This window comes from Lacibacter sediminis (assembly GCF_014168535.1).
Taxonomy (GTDB): domain Bacteria; phylum Bacteroidota; class Bacteroidia; order Chitinophagales; family Chitinophagaceae; genus Lacibacter; species Lacibacter sediminis.
On the sequence record NZ_CP060007.1, the window covers coordinates 2,899,976 to 2,920,551 of the forward strand.

The following is a 20,576-nucleotide window of genomic DNA, read 5'->3' on the forward strand; positions in this document are numbered from 1 at the left end:
AAACTATTTCGCAACGTGGAGTTAACTCAATTTTTATTACTTAGCTACTGTGCTGATCTTCGCCTTTTCGTCTTTGTACTTGCTTGGACATTTAATGAGAATATCATCACACAAAAAAGCACTGTCCGTCATCTTTCCTTTCAACACCATACGCTCACTACGCTCCATATCTGTTGGTGGTTTCCCTTTCATGTAAACCACTTTTGTAGACCCTCCTAAAGAATCAACCACATGAAAACTCAGGTAATTGGGATTTTTAAGTGCATCGTATTCGATCTCTTTGCCATTGGCTGTATCAAGCTTGGCGATGAGGTGTAAAAACTTACCGGGCTTGGCTTTTGCTGAATCAATGGTATCGTAGGTTGAAAGGTCGCCCATGCTGCTGATAAGGATACCTATCGCTACCGCAATCACGATTAAAATCAGGATATGTGAGGTCTTCATTCGATGCTTTTTTATTGCAGCCGCAAAGTTAGACCAAAAACAAGTCGCTTTTTGTGATGGTAAACATAAAACACAGATAATTGGATAGATGGCATAAATCCTTGCAGCAACTGTTGAGACCGTTGAGCCAATTGCAACTATTTTTTCGAGTTGCATCCTCAACTATTAACTCAAACCTCCTGTTTCAGAATTTTCTTCTTTGTGCAAAACTTTCCATGCAACTCTTTCCGGTTGTAATAATGTCTATTACCTTTGCGAAGTTTTTCCAAATTGTAACCACATGGCCGATCTATCGGGTTTTGACCCCAACAGCGCAGGTAACCCCAACAATAATATTTTCGGGCTTCCATTTTCAGAAGAAGATGCAGATTTGATCATATTGCCCGTTCCCTGGGAAGTAACCGTAAGTTACAAAGCAGGTACAGCCCGTGCACCAGAGCATATTTTCCGGGCAAGCCTTCAGGTTGATCTGCTCGATAATGATACCAATGATGCATGGCGACGTGGTATTTACATGCGTGATGTAGACCGCAGCATTCTCCTCAAAAGCGATTATCTCCGTAAAGAAGCCGAACTCTATATCAATTATATATCACAAGGCGAAAACGTGAACGATAATAAGTTCATGTGCAAAACACTTAAGGAAGTAAACGCCGGTAGTGTGTTCCTCAACAACTGGGTATATGAGCAAACAAAAGCTTTGCTTGATAAAGGCAAATTGGTTGCCTTGCTTGGTGGTGATCACAGCACTCCGCTGGGTTACTATAAAGCCATTGCTGAAAAATATGGGGATTTTGGAATACTGCAGATCGATGCGCATTTTGATCTGCGTGAATCATATGAAGGTTTCGTTTACTCCCATGCCTCCATCATGTATAATGCGTTGAAAGAAATTCCGCAGATCAGGAAACTGGTACAGGTCGGCGTACGTGATTTTGGCGATAACGAGTGGAAAATCGTTTGCGAAAGCAACTCCCGCATCGTTCCTTACTTTGATAGGGATTTAAAAGAGCGTTTGTATGAAGGACAAACCTGGAAGCAGGTGGTTGACGAAATTATTGAACACCTGCCGGCCAATGTGTACATCAGTTTTGATGCCGATGGGCTTGATCCGAAACTTTGCCCACACACAGGTACACCTGTTATGGGTGGCCTTGAAACCGAACAGGCTTTTTATTTATTCCGCAAGATCATTACAAGTGGCCGAAAACTTATTGGCTTCGATCTGAATGAAGTAGGCGTAAGCTCGAATGAGTGGGATGAAAATGTTGGTGCCCGTGTGCTTTACAAGCTCAGCAATATGCTGCTGGCATGTAATCCTAATTAAGCTTATTATATTAAATCAACTAGAGGTTCACTTTGTATGAGCCTCTTTTTTTGTGCTGTTAAGTGTAAGTATGTTGCCGGCAGCGGACTTGAGCAAATTTTCCATGGTGAGTGTAAGCTTGCAGGATGTCCTAAAAAAAGAAAGCCAACCCTGAAAAGAGTCGGCCGTTGCTAACCTATGAAAAACACCTACGTGCAATATAGAATAAAAAACAATTCACCGTGTGGTTGAAAAAGACATTTTAAACTATGTCAGAAAAAAAATGACAAAACTGAAGTGATTTGGGTAGATCAACAAGTAAAAACCAAGAGAGAATAAAACGAGATGAGAGGTACGGGCAAAAAAATAGGCCGTCCCTGGAAAGAGTCGGCCGTTGCTAACCTATGAAAAACACCTATGACACAAAAGAACAGCTAAAACTGATATTATTTTGTAGTATAAAATATGATATTGGCAATGTTTTTTGTGTTTTTCACATTTTTGAGAGAGGAGTGTGCAAAACCTAAAGCCGGTAAAAGAGAGCATTTCTCCTTTACCGGCCTTATAGAATGAAAGCAGAACGATTACCTGTTCACCCTTACTAATCTGCCTGATATTTTTTCAGAACCAATTCGAAGCACATAAATCAATTGCCCCGACGATTGACCTGTAACTTCCAGATCATAATAGCTTATACCTGCGGGTACAAAACCACTATACACTGTTTTTACTTTTTGCCCCTGCATATTAAACACTTCAATGCTGCCGTTACCGGCACGCTCTGTTGTTACAGAAAATCGTACTCTGTCAGCAAATGGATTGGGAATTGCTTTGATAGCTACACTCAGTGGTGCAGTGATCATTACCTGTTCAGGCTGCTGCGTGTTATTGATGGCAGCAGGATTTTCAGTAATTGGTGCTTCTCCTTCACACGATGTAATGGCAAAACAAGTATGATCGAGCTTGCGGCGAACGGTTATTGAATAACCTTCCCCGGCTTTAAAGCTGAAGACCGGATTATCGGTAAAATCGCCTCCATTACTAAATTCAAAAATGGAATTATCATACTCTTCCAGCGATCCTGCTTTCACGACTTTTAACGTACCTGTTGATGATGTGCAACTGGGATGAGTGACAATCAGCACATCCGCTGCAGGTGTTGCGCCTGCTGCTGCCAGTACTTCTTTTGTAACTCCGTCTGAAATACAACCTGCACTTGATTTACTTCTGATGACATAATTGCCCGGTGCCAATGAAGCAAAGATGCCTGTTGCATTCGTAAAGTCGGCAGGGTTAATACTGTTCAAACTAAAAGTGAGACCAGCTTTTGAAGATGTAACTGTAATAGTTCCTGTTGAAACTGCACATGTTGGTTGCGTTACATCGGCGGTAATTGTTCCGGGTCTGCTGTTAACTGTAAGACTAATCGCAATACTGTTCGTACAACTTGCAGCATTGGTATTGGTAACTTTTGCATACACCGTTGTTGTTCCAGTTACATATGGAGACGATATCGAGTTTTGAAAAGCAGCATCACTATACCAGTTGAGGCTTACATTACTTTGTCCGTTGAGGATTGTTGTTGCAAGTCCGCTTAGATCAAAGCTGGCAGTTGTTCCTCCGCCATCAGTAGAACACAAAATTGCACTTGTTGATGTAACAGTTGGCGTTCGGTTGACAGTTAACGGAACTGCAATACTGCTGTAACAATTTGCAGCATTACTATTGCTCACTTTCGCATACACAGTTGTTGTAGCTGCTACATGTGGTGATGAAATAGATGCTGATAATTCAATATTACTATACCAGGTAATACCAACATTCTGCTGACCATTAATGATCGTCGCCTCCAAACTACTAAGATCGAAACTGGCGGTTGTTCCTCCCGGATCAGTTGAACACAAAGTTGAAATTGCTGCGGATACCGTTGGAGTTCGGTTAACAGTTAAGGAAACAGCAATACTATTATAACAACTTGTTGCATTACTATTAGTCACTTTTGCATACACCGTTGTTGTACCCGTTACATGCGGCGATGAAATGGCTGTAGTTAAACCAATATTACCATACCAGGTAACACCTACATTTTGCTGACCATTAATGATGGTTGCTTCAAGAGCTGTTAAATTAAAACTGGCAGTTGTACCTCCAGGACTTGTTGAACACAATGTTGAACTGGCAGCCGTTACAGTTGGAGTTCGGTTAACAGTTAAGGGAACAGCAACACTGCTGTAACAGTTTGATGCACTACTGTTACTCACTTTTGCATACACAGTTGTAGAGCCTGTTACATGCGGTGATGAAATAGATGCTGATAATTCAATATTACTGTACCAGGTAATGCCTACGTTCTGCTGACCATTAATGATGGTCGCTTCAAGACCAGTTAAATTAAAACTGGCGGTTGTTCCACCAGGATCACTTGAGCACAATGTAGAGCTTGCAGCTGATACCGTTGGAGTTCGGTTAACAGTTAAGGGAACTGCAATACTGTTATAACAACTTGCCGCATTACTATTAGTCACTTTTGCATACACCGTTGTTGTACCTGTTACATGCGGAGACGAAATGCCCGTTGTTAATTCAATATTACTATACCAGGTAACACCTACATTTTGCTGACCATTAATGATCGTTGCTTCAAGGCTACTAAGATCAAAACTGGCTGTTGTTCCGCCGGGACTTGTTGAACACAACGTTGAACTGGCAGTTGATACTGTTGGTATGCGGTTCACTGTTAAAGGAACTGCAACACTGCTGCTACAGCTTGCTGCATTGTTGTTGGACAATTTTGCGTACACAATTGTACTACCTGTAACATATGGAGATGAAATAGAATTTTGGAATGCTGCGTCGCTGTACCAACTAAGAGTCACTCCCGTTTGTCCATTCAATATTGTTGACCCGAGACCAGTCAGGTTAAAACTTGCAGTTGTACCACCCGCATCTGATGAACACAATGTCGCACTTGCAGAATTGGCAACAGGTGTAACAAACACGTTAAGGGTGACCGTTCCATAAGTGAAAGCAGACGGATCGGAGTTATTAGTAACTTTTGCAAAAACCTGTGTTGTACCACTTACATAAGCGCCCGGATTGTTGATAAGATTGGTCAAAGCAACATTACTGTACCACGTAACACTTACATTTTGCTGACTGCCGATAATAGTACTGTTCAAAGAAGTAAGATTGAAAGTAGCAGTTGTGCCACCCGGAGCATCGGAACATTTTTCAGCAATGGTTGAACCGGCAGTTGGAATAATGACTGTTATGTATTGGCCGGGAGGCAATGAATAACACTTGGATGGAGTTCCCGGACAACGTGGCGTTGATGCACCTTGACAAAAATCTGTGTTACCTGTACCCCATCCAATAAATACATCGGTTAATAATATTTCGGTGCCACAAGGCCAACCGATATTCTGGCTGAAAACAACTTTCGTTGTACCAACGGAGGCAAGTGCAGTTGAAAAACACTCACTTACAGTTGCATAAATAATAGTAGGATCAAGCTTATTGACCACTCTTGCATAAATAAATACGCCTACTCTTGGGGTTTTGGTAGTAAGTTCAAGCGCCAATTTTACGTTCGCTGCACCTTGACATTGAAAACTACTTGTTAATGGGTTGTAGGGAGAATTAGGTTCAACAAGGTAAGCAGTTTTGATCTGTATGTCATTAGATGTACAACCATTTGTACAATCAACACGTGGATCAAACTGAGCATAACTATTGATGCTGAAAAGAAGAAGAACCGTTAGAAAAAAATGCTGTGGGTAGAAATGATTACATATTGCTGATTTTTTTGCGGATAATTTGTTTCCGTACTTTTTGGGGAATAGAAGATCTGCACAAATCTTCTGTGTGGATTTGAGTAGCATACATTTTGGGTTGATTGGTTAACAATGTGGTTTGAAGTGGGAAAACTTCAAAAAAGAGTATGGTTTTACAATACAAAAGATTTGCCTGGAGGCGAGTTATCTGCCGAAAGAAAATCATCTTTCAGATAAGTAGTTAAAGGCAAAGCACTGCCAGAACAATGATATAGCTTCATTGAAAATGTACTTTTGATATTTAATAAAAAAGGTACTGGCGTAATTCAGGAATATTGGAGAGAAATTAGAAAGACGGTTAGACTGGACGAGGAAAAAGGAGTAAAAATTAACCTATAGTAAAATAGTGCTGTTTTATCGCTTCGTCAAATATTTGTTTAGTTAATATATTCATTTCGCAATAATATCATCAAACATAAATTGCATAACTACGATACGGATGATGACTATATGTGACAGCACTTACATTCATCATAGTTGCATATTTTCATTATACTGTATCTTTAACTTGCCATGAATACATATCGAATTCCCATTTTCTTTGAACCATTTGAAAAACAAAAAAAGGCTGCCCGCCTTTTACATTTATTGGCAGGCTTTTTAATGATTGCCAATGCATGGGGCGAATTTAAAACCCCTACCCCGGGTTTATTTTTTGTTGTTTTACAAATTGCAGCGGCACTGCTGATCATTCTCTATTCATTTGTTGGGAAAAAATGGATTGCCGATCAATCAAGGAGCAATGGCATCTTTCGTTTACTTGGCGCTGCTGTTCTGTTTTATGCAGCCTGGCATTTTTTGCAATTGAACGAAGGCATGAGAGCAGTACTTCAGTTCTTTGCCGGCGGCGGTCTGTTGTTCCTGTTCTTTACCGAACGAAAGATCTTTTCAACCTGCTACGTCACAATTGATGAAAAGGGCATTCATACGCCTGATAATCTCAAACAACGACTGATCGAATGGAAGAATATTGACAACATGATCGTTAAGAATGATTTTGTTTCCATCAACACCATCCAGAACCAATTTATCCAATACGAGACGGGTGCAGTACTCAGCGAATTGCAAATGGATGAGATGAATGCATTCTGCAGGGAACGCTTTACAAAAAACTGATCTAAAAAGGTACAAGGCGCAAGTGACAAGGCACAAGACAAAAGCCTCAACTTTTCTTCCGTGTGATAATGTATCCACCATTTCCAGCACCTTGAACCTTGAATCTTATGCCTTGTAACTTCAATTTTTAAAATATCTTTGCATCAGTGAAGAAACTTATCTGCATAGTATTCCTGGGGGCTTATCTCATCTCCTCAACAGAGCTTCGACAGCTGTTGAAGTTTCCATTGCTGATAGAGCATTATGCAGAACACAAAGCAGAAAACCATTCACTCAACTTACTGCAATTCCTTGCAATGCATTACAATGATGAGAATATTATTGATCTCGATTACAGCAAGGATCAGCAATTACCGTTTAAATCACAAGGCGGATATACCGGTGCAGTACTGAGTGTATTTGAACCTACTCCCTTCTATTTACTGATACCTAAAGTTGAGATCGATTTACCTGTTGCACATGCTATCAGCAACGAAAGCTTTATAAGCTCAACCTTCCGTTCTTCTATCTGGCAACCGCCCAAAGCCTGTTAAGCAATATCAATTTTTCTTATTTCAGTAAACTTTTCTTTCAATGAAAGGAAGTTATTGCTGTATTACTTATGATCTAAACAAAACAGGTAATGCTGAATGCCATTATACGGTTTTCCGTAAAAAACAAACTTATTATCGGGTTACTCATTATTGGTCTTATTGGTTATGGCAGTTATGAAATTACAAGACTGCCCATTGATGCTGTGCCTGATATTACCGATAACCAGGTGCAGGTAATTACTGTTGCGCCTTCGTATGGTGCAACAGATATTGAACGGCTCATCACTTTTCCTATTGAGCAGGTAAACAATAATATTCCCGGCTTAGTGGAGATCAGGAGCTTCTCCCGTTTTGGTTTATCACTGGTAACAATTGTGTTTGATGATAAAACCGATGTGTACTGGGCACGCCAACAGGTAGCCGAACGTTTGCAAAAAGTAAAGGATATTATTCCGAAAGAGATCGGCACACCTGAACTTGCGCCGGTAACAACGGGACTTGGTGAGATCTATCAATACGTTGTTCGTCCTGAAAAAGGTTACGAGAATAAATACGATGCAACGGAATTACGCACTATACAGGATTGGATCGTTCGTCGTCAATTGCTGGGTGTACAGGGTGTTGCCGAAGTAAGCAGCTTTGGCGGAAAATTAAAACAGTACAGTATTGAAATTGATCCTGCAAAACTATTCTCTTACGGTATCAATATCAGCGATGTATTTACTGCACTCGAAAAAAATAACCAGAACACCGGTGGCGCTTATATTGAAAAAGGCGCAACGGTTTTATATATCCGAAGCGAAGGTCTTGCAGGAAGTCAGGAAGACATCGGCAACATTTCGATCAAACGTACAAACAGCGGCGCTCCATTATTTATACGTGATGTGGCTGAAGTAAAGATCGGTCATGCTACACGTTATGGCGTCATGACATTTAATGATGAAGGTGAAGTAGCGGGTGCAGTTGTGATGATGTTGAAAGGTGCCAACAGCAGCGAAGTGATCAGGAATGTAAAAGATCGTATTGCGCAAATACAAAAAACATTACCCGAAGGTGTCAAGATCGAAGCATTTCTAGACCGTACAAAAATGGTGGGCCATGCAATAGGTACAGTAAAAACAAATTTGCTCGAAGGTGCATTGATCGTTGTATTTGTACTTGTACTTTTTCTTGGAAATTTCCGGGCAGGCATTTTAGTAGCGTCTGTAATTCCACTGGCAATGCTGTTTGCTGTGATCATGATGAACATGTTTGGCGTGAGTGGTAACCTGATGAGTTTAGGTGCACTTGATTTTGGCTTGATCGTAGATGGTGCAGTTATCATTGTTGAAGCGGTGATGCATCAACTGAGTCACAGTAAAAAGTTCAACAGCACTTATCGGTTAACTGGTGAACAAATGGATGCCGAAGTAAATCACAGTGCCAGTAAGATGATGAACAGCGCTGTGTTTGGACAGATCATTATCCTTGTTGTTTATCTACCCATCTTCACTTTGCAGGGCATTGAAGGAAAGATGTTCAAACCAATGGCACAGACAGTTGCCTTTGCATTGCTGGGTGCGTTCATTCTTTCGCTCACTTACATTCCTATGATGAGTGCGTTGTTCCTCAGCAAGAAAATTCATCATAAACAAAACCTGTCAGATAAGTTCATGATCTGGCTGGAACGAATCTATCAATCAGCATTAGATAAAGTACTCAACTTTCCTAAGACTGTTATTGCTGCTGCGCTATTATTGTTTGCATCTTCGATCCTGATCCTTCGTTCACTTGGCGGTGAATTTATTCCGGCATTAGAAGAAGGTGATTTTGCGGTTGACACAAGAGTATTAACGGGAAGCAATCTGCAAACAACGATCGATTACACACAGAAAGCAGCACATATTCTCAAAACAAGATTTCCTGAAGTAGAGAAGATCGTTACCAAGATCGGCAGTGGCGAAGTGCCTACTGATCCTATGCCCATGGAAGCAAGTGATCTGATGGTGATCTTGAAAGACAAAGAAGAATGGACCTCGGCAAAAACATTTGATGAACTGGCAGAAAAAATGGGTGATGCATTAAAAGATGTGCCCGGCATTACAACCGGTTTTCAATATCCGGTACAAATGCGTTTCAATGAATTGATGACAGGTGCAAGACAGGATGTGGTTTGTAAAATTTTTGGTGAAGACCTTGATTCACTTGCACACTACGCACAAAAAATGGGCAAGATCATTAACACAGTTGAAGGCGCAAAGAGTTTGTATGTAGAAACGGTGAATGGGTTACCACAGATCATTATTCAATACAACCGTGCTTCTATTGCACAGTATAATTTGAGTATAGCTGATATAAACAAAGTTATAAATACTGCACTTGCAGGACAAAGTGCAGGGATGTTGTTTGAAGGTGAAAAGCGGTTTGACATTGTAGTGCGTTTAAAAGGCGATCAGAAAAAAGATGTAAAAGATATTCAGCAATTACTCATCCCTACTCCATCCGGTTCACAGATTCCGTTATATCAACTGGCCAATGTAGAAATTAAAGAAGGCCCAAATCAAATACAACGTGAAGATGCCAAACGACGTATTGTTGTTGGCTTCAATGTCCGTGGTCGTGATGTACAAAGTATTGTGAACGAGCTGCAGAAAAAAACAGAGCAACAATTAAAACTCCCAGCGGGCTATTATATAACCTATGGCGGTGCATTTGAAAATTTAAATGAAGCAAAGCAACGGTTGATGATCGCAGTGCCTGTTTCGCTACTGCTCATTTTTGTCTTACTTTATTTTGCATTTGGTTCTGTAAAACAAGGCTTACTCATTTACTCAGCCATTCCGTTATCTGCCATCGGTGGTATTTTATTTCTTGCAATGCGTGGCATGCCGTTCAGCATCAGTGCAGGTATTGGTTTTATTGCACTGTTTGGTGTAGCAGTACTAAATGGCATTGTATTGATCGCAGAATTTAATCGATTGCGAACAGAAGGAATGCATGATGTTCGGCGAATCGTTTTAATGGGCACCAAGATCCGTTTACGTCCTGTGTTGATGACAGCTTCTGTTGCATCGCTTGGTTTTTTACCAATGGCATTGAGTAATGGTGCAGGTGCAGAGGTACAACGGCCGCTGGCAACTGTTGTCATTGGCGGTTTGATCATTGCGACCTTCCTCACCTTATTTGTACTACCTGTGCTTTATATCATTTTTGAAAAAGGAATCAAGATGAAAAAGAAAAACAAAAGCATGCCGATAGGTATTTTGATATTGATGCTTCTCTTACAGGGAACAGCAACTGCACAATCACCTATCAGCCTGCAGGCGGCTATTGATACCGCAGTAAAAAATAATCTGCTGCTAAAGAATGAACAATTAGTTGCACAATACAAACAGTTACTCATACCATCTGCTTCGATTGTACCGCAAACAACGGTTCATGCTGAAGCAGGACAGTTCAACAGCATTTACACCGATACAAGATTTGGCTTGTCACAAAGCTTCAGTTTTCCAAAAGTGTACGGCACTCAAAAAGATCTGCTGCGTGAAGAATGGAAAAACAGTTCGCTTTCTACAGCAGTGAAGGAAAAAGAATTGAAGCAACAGGTGCAATCAGTTTTCTATCAGCTGGCATGGCTGCAGGAAAAAGAAAAACTGTTGCAGTATGCTGATAGTTTATTCACCGATTTTTACAAACGAACTGAACTGCGTTTACAAAAAGGCGAAAGTAATATCCTGGAGAAAGCAACCGCAGAAACACAACTCGGGCAAATAAATATTCAACGAAAACAACTGCAACACGACAAAGCAGTTTTACAATTACAGTTTCAGTTACTGCTCAACACAACCACAGGTTTTACTCCCGCAGTGCAAACGTTGAAGATGCCTGTTCAGTTGACAAGTGCTGAATTCAGTTCGCATCCATCGATCATTCTTGCACAGCAACAGGAACGTATTGCTGATGCAACTATTAAAGCAGAACAATCGAAACTGTTGCCTGAACTGTCGTTGGGCGTTTTCAGCACAAGCATTATTGGAATTGGTGCCGATGATAAGTATTACAGCAGTGCAAAACGTTTTCAATCGGTGCAGCTGGGAGTTGGCATTCCTGTTTTTGCGAGGGCACAAAAAGCAAAGATCAACAGTGCAAGGTTCAGTAAACAGATCGCAGCCAATCAATCAGCGATCAGTTTGCAAATACTTTCTTTCAACTATCAAAAAACGTTAGCATTGTATAAGCAGCATAATGAAACAGTCAACTATTTTGAAAGTACAGGTTTGAAAAATGCTTCCGTCATCATTGAAACTGCAACCAAACAATTCAACAGCGGCTTGATCAATTACCTCGAATGGTTTATGCTGGTGAACCAGGCTACGGCAGTAAAGAATGATTACCTCGATGCTGTGCGGAATCTCAACGAAAGCATTATTCAACTCAACTATTACAACAACCAATAAACGAACGATCATGAAATATTCAATCCTGTCTATATCACTTCTGCTGTTGCTGGCCTGCAACAGTAAGAATAAAACGGAAGGAACAGAAACCGTGCTTGAAACAACAACCGTCACACTCACCGATGCTCAACTAAAAAATGCAGCACTTGAATTAGTGCAGGTACAGCAACGTTCCGTTTCTTCTATATTAAAACTCAACGGACGCATTGATGTGCCGCCGCAGAACATTGTTTCTATCAGTGTGCCATTAGGTGGCTATCTGAAATCAACAAAGTTGTTACCGGGTATGCATTTACGGAAAGGTGAAGTGATCGCTATCATCGAAGACCAGCAATATATTCAGTTGCAACAGGATTACTTAACAGCCAAAGCAAAGATCGGTTTTACTGAGGCCGAATACCTGCGTCAAAAAGAGCTGAACGAAAGCAAAGCCAGCAGCGATAAAGTATATCAACAGGCCGAAGCAGAATTCAGAAGTCAGAAAATACTCATCAGTGCATTAGGTGAAAAACTGAAACTGGCCGGCATCAACACCAATCAGCTCACCGAGCAAAACATCACCCGCAGTATTCAACTGCACTCGCCTATTGATGGTTATGTATCGAAAGTGAATGTAAATATTGGTAAATATGTTGCTCCTACTGATGTTTTGTTTGAATTGATCAACCCGACAGATATTCATCTTGCATTAACCGTATTTGAGAAGGATGTGAACAAACTTTTTATCGGACAAAAGATTGTATCGTATACCAATAATGATCCTGAGAATAAACATTACGGTGATATCATTCTAATTGGTAAAGACCTTGGGCCCGACCGCAGCACGGAAGTGCATTGCCATTTTGATGATTATGATAAAACGCTCATCCCGGGCACTTACATGAATGCAGATGTTGAAGTAAAGAATAAAGCCGCATGGGTTCTACCGGAAGATGCGGTAGTGCGGTTTGAAAACAAGCAATACGTCTTCGTTAAAAAGACCGAGAAAACATTTGAGCTATTGGAAATTCAACCCGGCGTTTCCGAAAACGGATTCACCGAAATTCGGAATGATGAAAGCTTGCAGCAAAAACAAATAGTAAGCAAGGGGGCCTATACTTTACTGATGAGCCTGAAGAATAAAGCAGAAGATTAAAAAATTAAATTATTTAACAGCAGTATGCAAATCGAAAATGATTTGCATGCTGCTGTTGATGACATAAAATCACTGTGACTTATGTCACATTAGATTGCATCATTTATATATTGTTGTACCTTTATAGAAATCTAAACATACCGTGTACAATAAAAAATTAGTACAAGCGTATAAAGGTTGAAACACTCCCCACCAATTTCTATTTCTGTTTAAGATCAATGCCACTGCAGCTTGCTGCCGGGTAATTGAATTTTTTTACGTTAACGATAAACCGCATAGCACATGAAAAAAATGATGCGCATGGGGAGTGTAATTGTTATTGCCTTTACCTTTTTCTTTCATGCCTGCAAACATCAAATTCCGGTGACTCCCGACAATGGCAATCCCGGTGGTGTTTCCGGTATACCCGGCACCGTTGGTCGTACTTGCAGTACCGACTCAGTTTATTTTGCCAATGATATTTATCCACTCCTCAGCTCAACCTGTGCTATGGCCGGATGTCATGATGCTATCACACATAAAGAAGGGATCGATCTTTCGACCTATAATAATATCAAAAATTATATCGTGGCTGGTAATGCATCGGAAAGCAAGATTTACAAAACCATTATCAAAACAGATAATGAACGGATGCCTCCTCCTCCAATGCCTGCATGGACAACTGAACAGGTAACAAAACTCCGTACATGGATCAACCAAGGTGCAAAAAACAATGCCTGCGACAGATGTGATACAACTGATTATAAATTCAGTACTGCCATCAAACCTTTAATACAGAATAAATGCCAGGGCTGCCATAATCCGGCATCATTGGGAGGAGGAATTGATCTGTCAACTTACACAGCAATCAAAGCTGCAGGTACTAATGGTAAACTCTATGGTTCCATTAATTGGTCGGCCGGTTATATTCCAATGCCACAAGGCGGATTAAAAATGCCGGACTGTGAAATCAAACAGATCAGAAAATGGATCGATGCAGGCATGCTCAATAACTAAACTAAAAAAGTATGAAGCGGATCATCATGTATGTGTTCATCATTCTCAGCAGCTCCTGTTATTACGATGCTGCAGATCTTTTATATCCAGCCAGTGGCGTTTGTGACACCACTCCAACATCGTATTCACAAAAAGTTGTGCCGCTGCTGCAACAACAATGTTACAGTTGTCATTTGAATGCGTCAACAGGCGGCGGTATTATGATGGGCACTTATACTGCAGACAAAGTACTTGCAACAAACGGTAAACTTTATGGAAGCATCAGTCATACGGCTGGTTATTCAGCAATGCCGAAAGGCGGAGCAAAAATGACCAACTGTCAAATTGCAATTATTAAACAATGGATCGATGCGGGAACACCTGCTAATTAATAAAGTTGTTATGAAACGGAAAAAGATTCTCAGAAACAGTTTACTTCTTATGCTGATACTTGGAACAATTGTAGCTTATTTCGCTTACAGAGAATACAACCGAAAATCAGAAAACGTTGACAAACTTGAAGCTGAATTTGAACTGACAACCGATGAACTGATCCGGGAGTTTACAGAAAATGAACAAGCAGCTACACAAAAATATGCGGGCAAAGTACTTCAGGTGGAAGGGCAATTAAAGACAACCGACGTTGATGATAAAGGAAATTATACTGTTGTGTTGGGCAATCCTGCTTTGCCTTCATCTGTGAGATGCAGTATTGACACAATATTTTCTGTTGAAAAAAATAATCTGCAGATCAACATTCCAATTACAGTTAAAGGGATCTGTACAGGTTTCAATGCCGATGAATTGGGCATTGGTTCTGATGTGTTGCTGAATCGGTGCATCATCATTCAAAAATAAACTACTACACACTAAATCAGCAGATATGAAAAAGATAAGTTGGTTACTCATTGTTTTACTGTTTGCAGGAACAGTTTTTGCACAGGACAAATATTTTACTAAAACCGGTAAGATCAATTTCGATGCTACTTCTCCCGGCTCTCCCGAACAAGTTGAAGGCATTCATAAAAGCGTGCTTTGTGTACTTGACACGAAGACCGGCAATATGCAATTCTCTGTTGCCATGAAAGGCTTTGAATTTGAACGGGCTTTAATGCAGGAACATTTCAACGAAAACTATATTGAAAGCGATCAGTTTCCCAAATCAGAATTCAAGGGAATGATCAGCAACAACAGCAGCGTAAACTATACAGCAAATGGTGAATACAAGGTTTCAGTAAAAGGAAAGCTAACCATACATGGTATAACAAAGGACATTGAAACAACTGGAAATCTTGTGATAAAAAATGGTAAGATATCCGCAACCTCTGTCTTTACAGTTCTGCTTGCCGATTATAAAATAAGCATACCGGGCCTGGTTGCAGACAAAGTTTCAAAAACGGCGAAGATCATTGTGAATTGTTTGCTCGACCCATTGCGCTAAATAAACAACTCATTCTTCAATCAACATGAAAAAGCAAACTTATTTCGCAGCCGCATTATTTTTCCTGATGTTTTCTTTCAAAGCAAAAGCACAGGAAACCGAAGACTTGTTAAGTCTTGTTGATTCAGGAGGCACAACGAAGACATTCATCAAATCTGCATTCAAATCAACAAGAGTCATCAATGGTCACTCGTTGGAATTTCTTTCGCCCGGCACGATGGACTTTCGTATACTGCATCGATTCGGGCAGCTTGATCAGGGATACAAAAACTTTTTCGGTTTAGACCAGGCCAGTATGCGCATGGGTTTTGATTTTGGATTGTATCGTAACCTGATGATTGGCGTTGGCAGAAGCACCTTCAAAAAAGAACTGGATGGTTATTTCAAATACGCACCCATCATGCAATCAACAGGAAACAAAAGTTTTCCAATGACCATTGCCATCGCAGCCGGTATTACCATGAATACTTCTCCTTGGGCCGACCCAACCATCAACAATTATTTTTCGTCACGCCTTGCCTATTATTACCAGCTGATAGTTGGAAGAAAATTCTCTGAACGTTTTACACTGCAGTTAACACCAACAATGGTTCATACAAATCTCGTTGCACTGCATACGCAGCCAAACGATGTGTTTGCACTTGGTGCCGGAGCACGTTTAAAATTGACAAAACGCATTGCACTCACAGGTGATTATTTCCACTTGTTTAATGGTATTGAGCGGGGAGTTACTTATCATCCCCTGTCGATTGGTGTTGATATTGAAACCGGCGGCCACGTGTTCCAACTTCATTTTTCCAATGCAACCGGTATGAACGAACGGGCCTTTATTAATGAAACAACAACACGCTGGGGCAAGGGAGAGATCAGGTTTGGTTTTAATTTATCGAGAGTGTTCCAGTTAAAAAAGAAAGCAAAAACAGATAGCTGAAATAACGGATCGCCATTTTTTAAGAAAACTAAAACAGTTTATTTTTCCGGCTTCATAAAAAAATCCGCAGCTTTCGTGTGGATTTTTTTATGAACGGCATCTCACAGAAAACCTACTGCTATGGCATCACCACTTTCCGTTTCAATTGTGCATCCTGCTTACAGTAATCTGAAAAAAATCAGCCCCATCCTACATTTCCTTGCCGGCACGGTGTTTCTTGCGGCCGCCATTTATGAGTTTCGGATGGATAACCGCATTACCGCCTTCTGCGAAATTGTGATTGGCATTGATGTGATTGCGCTTGCATTTATGCGGGGCTTTGCTGAAGAATCAACCCGTCTCAATGCCATGTTTCGTCTTATTGAAGTCGTGGTGTTTGGCGGATTAGCCATTCTGGCCTTCCTCGATCAATCCTGGATCACGGTTGTTTTAATGGCAATAGCAACCGGCATGTATTACTACGTTTTCCATTGCGAACGCAAGATCATCAACAGCGAGCGGGTTGCTGTTCATCATTTGGGGGTTACTATTTCCAATTTTCCCAAGGATAAAGAACTGGATTGGGAGCAGATCCACCAGCTGGAAGCCCTGCCCCACAGCATCACCATACACACTATCCGTAATAAAACTCTGCGTTTTGAGTTCCAAAAAGCAATTGCTTTCGACGAACTGGAACAAATTCACGAATTTTGCAGACATTATCTGAAAAGTGAATAGTGAATGGTCAATGGTGAATCAGCCAAACCGCACACATTCACCATTCACAATTGACAATTCACTATGGCCTTAAAACATTCTCCTTATTTATTATACTCCGACGGGAACGGAAATATTTTTGAAGACACTTCACTTTACGCAGTGGGTCGTGAAGCGTGGGATGCATTTCCGATAGATTTGGACAACTGGATGGAAATGCCCGAAGGCGGCAATCTCTACGAATTACCAGACCGCAAAGGCATTGGCATTGATGTAAAAACAGGCGAAATGCGTTTGTGTGAAAAAGGCTGGGCCGTAGCTGCCTTTATCCCTCCTGCACATACCAGTTTATTTATTGCTGCATTTGAATGTGAACCCGGTGCTGATACACTACCGCTCTTCTGTTATACGGCTGTAGGTTGGCATGATGATAAATTTTATGTGCCTGCTATTCGCATTGAACAGGATATTCGCCAGGAATGTGCGGGATATAACGATGAAAAGATTGAAACAGGTGCAGAACATCTTATAAAGACTTATCCGCATAACCGTTTGGTAAAACATTTAATGGAGAATTGCTGCAATACGTACAACTGTCCGGCAGCAAGAAATTTTGCGATGAGTCGTTGGGAATGTCCCATTCCGGTTTCACCTGCATGTAATGCCAATTGCATTGGATGTATTTCATTTCAACCAGTGGAAGAACATATTCAAAGTCCGCAGGATCGTTTAACCTTTAAGCCAACTCCCGAAGAAATTGTTGAGTTCACTGTCCCGCACCTGGAAACAGCGCCCTACCCGATTGTTTCATTTGGACAAGGATGCGAAGGCGAACCTTTGCTGATGTGGGAAACCATGCGTGATGCCATTATTGAAATGCGGAAGCATACACAAAAAGGAAGCATCAACATCAACACCAATGGTTCAAAACCTGATGCAGTAAAAGTTTTGTGTGAAGCAGGATTGAATTCAATTCGTGTAAGTACCAACAGTGCCCGCAAGCATGTGTATGAAGCTTACTATCGCCCTAACAATTATCAATTTGAAGATATTGTTGAGAGCTTGAAAGTAATGAACAGTTATGGTGGCTGGACGAGCATTAACTATTTTGTATTCCCTGGTATTACTGATTGTGTGGAAGAATATGAAGCATTAAGAAAGCTGATAAAAGAAACGGGGTTAAAGATGATCCAGTGGCGCAATTTCAATATTGATCCCGATTGGTATCTTGGCAAACTCGGCATTACTGAAACCAGTGAAATACTCGGCGTAAAACAGTTTATTGAATTGATCAAAGAAGAGTTTCCTGATTTGAAGCATGGATATTTCAATCCGCCGATTGAACGGATCAAAGGAAATTACGAAGTTGATTTTGCACATTGGTAACACTGGTAGGCACAGTTGAAAACCGTCAGATCATTACGATAAAAGGGTTGCCAACTTCTAAAAAATTGGCAACCTTTACTTTTTCAGTTTACATTCCGTAAGTTCATGCTCAGTTCATGCAACGCCCCAACCATATTTTGCCACTCATTGTACTGTCGCAATTTGCAGGCACATCGTTATGGTTCAGCGGTAACGCCATTCTTACAGAGATCAGCAAAGCATTTCAACTACAACAAGACGGATTAGCGATCGTTACCTCATCGGTACTTATTGGTTTTATCACCGGTACTTTTTTATATGCCATCACAGCTATTGCCGACCGGTTTAAACCATCAGTTGTATTTTTTATTTCGTCGTTGCTGGCGGCTTCTGCCAACCTGCTCATCCTGTTGCCGCAACAGGATTTTTTATTGCTGGTACTGTCAAGATTCTTTGTTGGATTTTTTCTTGCAGGCATTTATCCAGTAGGTATGAAGATCGCTGCGGAGTGGTACGAAAAAGGATTGGGCAAAGCATTGGGCTATCTGGTTGGCGCATTAGTGATGGGTACCGCATTTCCTCATTTGCTCAAACAATCAGGCTGGGATTATAACTGGAAACATGTGCTGTTGTTTACTTCATCTGTTGCAGCAGCAGGCGGATTGATTATTTATCTGTTTGTACCTCGTGGACCGTTTTATAAAAAAGGCAGCAGCTATTCGTTTGATGCATTTAAAAACAGTTTTCGCTTTCCCAACTTTCGTGCAGCATCGTTTGGTTACTTTGGTCACATGTGGGAGTTGTATGCATTTTGGGCATTTGTTCCTGTTATCCTGAATATTTACACAAAGCAAAATGCTGCTGTGATGAATGTACCATTTTGGTCGTTTATTATCATTGCCGCAGGAGCAATTGGTTGTGTGGCCGGAGGATACATCACACTCAAACAAGGAAGTGCAAAAGTGGCCTATGCCGGCATGTTAGTTTCGTTTTGCTGTTGCGTGTTGTCTATCTTCAGCTTTGCATTACCGCCTTTCTTATTTCTTTTCTTCTTATTGATTTGGGGATTTGCTGTGGTGGCTGACTCGCCACAATTTTCTTCCATCGTTGCACAAACAGCGGTGGCAGAAAATAAAGGTTCGGCATTGACCATTGTTACCTGTATTGGTTTTTCCATTACGGTTGCGAGTGTATATGTGCTGAATCGATTGTTTGAGCAATTCATGCAATCACCGTATGTCTTATTGATCCTTGCGCCGGGGCCTTTGTTTGGTTTGTGGAAATTAAAACCCTTACTGAAACAAAAGACCTTCAACTAAACAGGAGTTTTAATTTTCATATGAAATAAGTTCTCCAGCACCAATGCTTGCACTTTGCTGCGTCTATATTTGGCCGATGAAGCCAGCCAGCCAAAACCACATTGTACTGGGGATTATTCTTGCCATAGTTGCCACCATCATCTGGAGTGGCAATTTCATCGTGGCCCGTGCTGTCATCAATGATATCCCCCCTGTTACCTTGGCGTTCTTCCGCTGGCTCACTGCCTGCATTATTCTTTTGCCCATTGCCTGGAAACATATCAAACCATCGTGGCAGATCGTAAAACAAAACAAAGCTTACTTTTTTTGGACAGGTTTAACAGGCATCAGCCTCTTTAACACGTTTGTCTATATCGCCGGACATAGCTCAACAGCCATCAACCTTGCTTTGATTGGCACTACTTCCTCTCCCATCATGTCCATCATACTAGCACATTACTTTTTGAAAGAACATATTCAATGGCGTCGCATCGTTGGTATAATATTATGTGTGGCGGGTATTCTATTTTTGTTAAGCAAAGGAAGTTTTGAAAACCTGTTACACTTACAATTTACCAAAGGCGACGGTTGGGTTTTGCTCGGCGCATTAAGTTTTGCCATTTACAATATTCTTGCACGTAAAAAACCAAAAGAAATCTCAGCGATTGGTTTTTTGTTTTTTGTTTTCTGCATCGGTACCGCTTTATTAATCCCCGCTTTTTTCATTGAGGCTTCTTATGTAAAACCTGTAGAATGGACCTGGCAAACCGGCTCAGTCATTCTGTATCTCGGTTTAGGAACATCTGTGATTTCTTTCTTACTATGGAATCGTTCAATCAAAGAATTGGGCGCCGGCCGAACAGCTTTGTTTGGCAACTTAATTCCCATCTTCAGCAGTATTGAAGCGGTCATTATTCTTGGCGAAAAAATAAGTTATATTCACATCATCAGTTTCCTGTTGATCGTTGCAGGACTTGCAATCGATAACAGTGTGTTGTTGAAACGAAAATAGCTTTATGAAATAAACATAAAAAGTATTGAGCTAATTTATCTCAGCAGCGATGATA

Annotated in this window: 16 protein-coding genes; 14 read left to right on the top strand and 2 right to left on the bottom strand. The window is 40.8% G+C overall.

What is annotated here, in order from left to right:
* Nucleotides 1-36: 36 nt before the first annotated feature.
* Nucleotides 37-444, bottom strand: coding sequence for a cytochrome c maturation protein CcmE domain-containing protein (locus H4075_RS12260; RefSeq protein ID WP_182801133.1), 408 nt, complete (start codon nucleotides 442-444; stop codon nucleotides 37-39).
* A 280-nt stretch (nucleotides 445-724) separates the two neighbouring features.
* Between H4075_RS12260 and H4075_RS12265 the strand changes: the two genes are divergently transcribed.
* Complete coding sequence (locus H4075_RS12265) at nucleotides 725-1,771, top strand: agmatinase family protein (RefSeq protein ID WP_182801134.1); 1,047 nt, start codon at nucleotides 725-727, stop codon at nucleotides 1,769-1,771.
* 563 nt (nucleotides 1,772-2,334) lie between these two features.
* On the opposite strand, the gene H4075_RS12270 is transcribed toward H4075_RS12265, so the two are convergent.
* Entirely contained in the window at nucleotides 2,335-5,631 is a 3,297-nt protein-coding gene (locus H4075_RS12270; RefSeq protein ID WP_182801135.1) for a beta strand repeat-containing protein, read from the bottom strand.
* A gap of 465 nt (nucleotides 5,632-6,096) precedes the next feature.
* Between H4075_RS12270 and H4075_RS12275 the strand changes: the two genes are divergently transcribed.
* The 13 genes from H4075_RS12275 (at nucleotide 6,097) to H4075_RS12335 (ending at nucleotide 20,521) form a co-directional block, all read left to right on the top strand.
* On the top strand, nucleotides 6,097-6,699 hold the full coding sequence (locus H4075_RS12275; protein ID WP_182801136.1) for a hypothetical protein: 603 nt from the start codon (nucleotides 6,097-6,099) through the stop codon (nucleotides 6,697-6,699).
* 146 nt (nucleotides 6,700-6,845) lie between these two features.
* A complete protein-coding gene (locus H4075_RS12280) occupies nucleotides 6,846-7,232 on the top strand; it encodes a hypothetical protein (RefSeq protein ID WP_182801137.1) in 387 nt (128 codons plus the stop codon).
* Between the two features lie 89 nt (nucleotides 7,233-7,321).
* Nucleotides 7,322-11,668, top strand: a complete 4,347-nt coding sequence (locus H4075_RS12285; protein ID WP_182801138.1) for a CusA/CzcA family heavy metal efflux RND transporter — start codon at nucleotides 7,322-7,324, stop codon at nucleotides 11,666-11,668.
* 10 nt (nucleotides 11,669-11,678) lie between these two features.
* Nucleotides 11,679-12,803, top strand: a complete 1,125-nt coding sequence (locus H4075_RS12290) for an efflux RND transporter periplasmic adaptor subunit (RefSeq protein ID WP_182801139.1) — start codon at nucleotides 11,679-11,681, stop codon at nucleotides 12,801-12,803.
* A 282-nt stretch (nucleotides 12,804-13,085) separates the two neighbouring features.
* Nucleotides 13,086-13,799 (top strand): c-type cytochrome domain-containing protein, encoded by a 714-nt coding sequence (locus tag H4075_RS12295; protein ID WP_182801140.1) that lies wholly within the window; start codon nucleotides 13,086-13,088, stop codon nucleotides 13,797-13,799.
* Nucleotides 13,800-13,810: 11 nt separating this feature from the next.
* A complete protein-coding gene (locus H4075_RS12300; protein ID WP_182801141.1) occupies nucleotides 13,811-14,170 on the top strand; it encodes a hypothetical protein in 360 nt (119 codons plus the stop codon).
* A gap of 10 nt (nucleotides 14,171-14,180) precedes the next feature.
* Nucleotides 14,181-14,636 carry an OB-fold protein gene (locus H4075_RS12305; RefSeq protein ID WP_182801142.1) on the top strand — a complete coding sequence of 152 codons (456 nt, stop codon included), beginning with the start codon at nucleotides 14,181-14,183 and terminating at the stop codon, nucleotides 14,634-14,636.
* Between the two features lie 25 nt (nucleotides 14,637-14,661).
* Nucleotides 14,662-15,219: a YceI family protein gene (locus H4075_RS12310; RefSeq protein ID WP_182801143.1), complete on the top strand. Its 558-nt coding sequence runs from the start codon at nucleotides 14,662-14,664 to the stop codon at nucleotides 15,217-15,219.
* 25 nt (nucleotides 15,220-15,244) lie between these two features.
* The gene (locus tag H4075_RS12315) at nucleotides 15,245-16,150 is read left to right on the top strand and encodes a DUF5777 family beta-barrel protein (RefSeq protein ID WP_255460183.1); all 906 of its coding nucleotides are present in this window, start codon (nucleotides 15,245-15,247) and stop codon (nucleotides 16,148-16,150) included.
* 120 nt (nucleotides 16,151-16,270) lie between these two features.
* Nucleotides 16,271-16,867: a hypothetical protein gene (locus tag H4075_RS12320; RefSeq protein WP_182801144.1), complete on the top strand. Its 597-nt coding sequence runs from the start codon at nucleotides 16,271-16,273 to the stop codon at nucleotides 16,865-16,867.
* A 63-nt stretch (nucleotides 16,868-16,930) separates the two neighbouring features.
* Nucleotides 16,931-18,232, top strand: coding sequence for a radical SAM protein (locus tag H4075_RS12325; protein WP_182801145.1), 1,302 nt, complete (start codon nucleotides 16,931-16,933; stop codon nucleotides 18,230-18,232).
* A gap of 116 nt (nucleotides 18,233-18,348) precedes the next feature.
* Nucleotides 18,349-19,530, top strand: a complete 1,182-nt coding sequence (locus H4075_RS12330) for an MFS transporter (protein ID WP_182801146.1) — start codon at nucleotides 18,349-18,351, stop codon at nucleotides 19,528-19,530.
* Between the two features lie 76 nt (nucleotides 19,531-19,606).
* Entirely contained in the window at nucleotides 19,607-20,521 is a 915-nt protein-coding gene (locus H4075_RS12335; protein WP_182801147.1) for a DMT family transporter, read from the top strand.
* Nucleotides 20,522-20,576 lie beyond the last annotated feature (55 nt).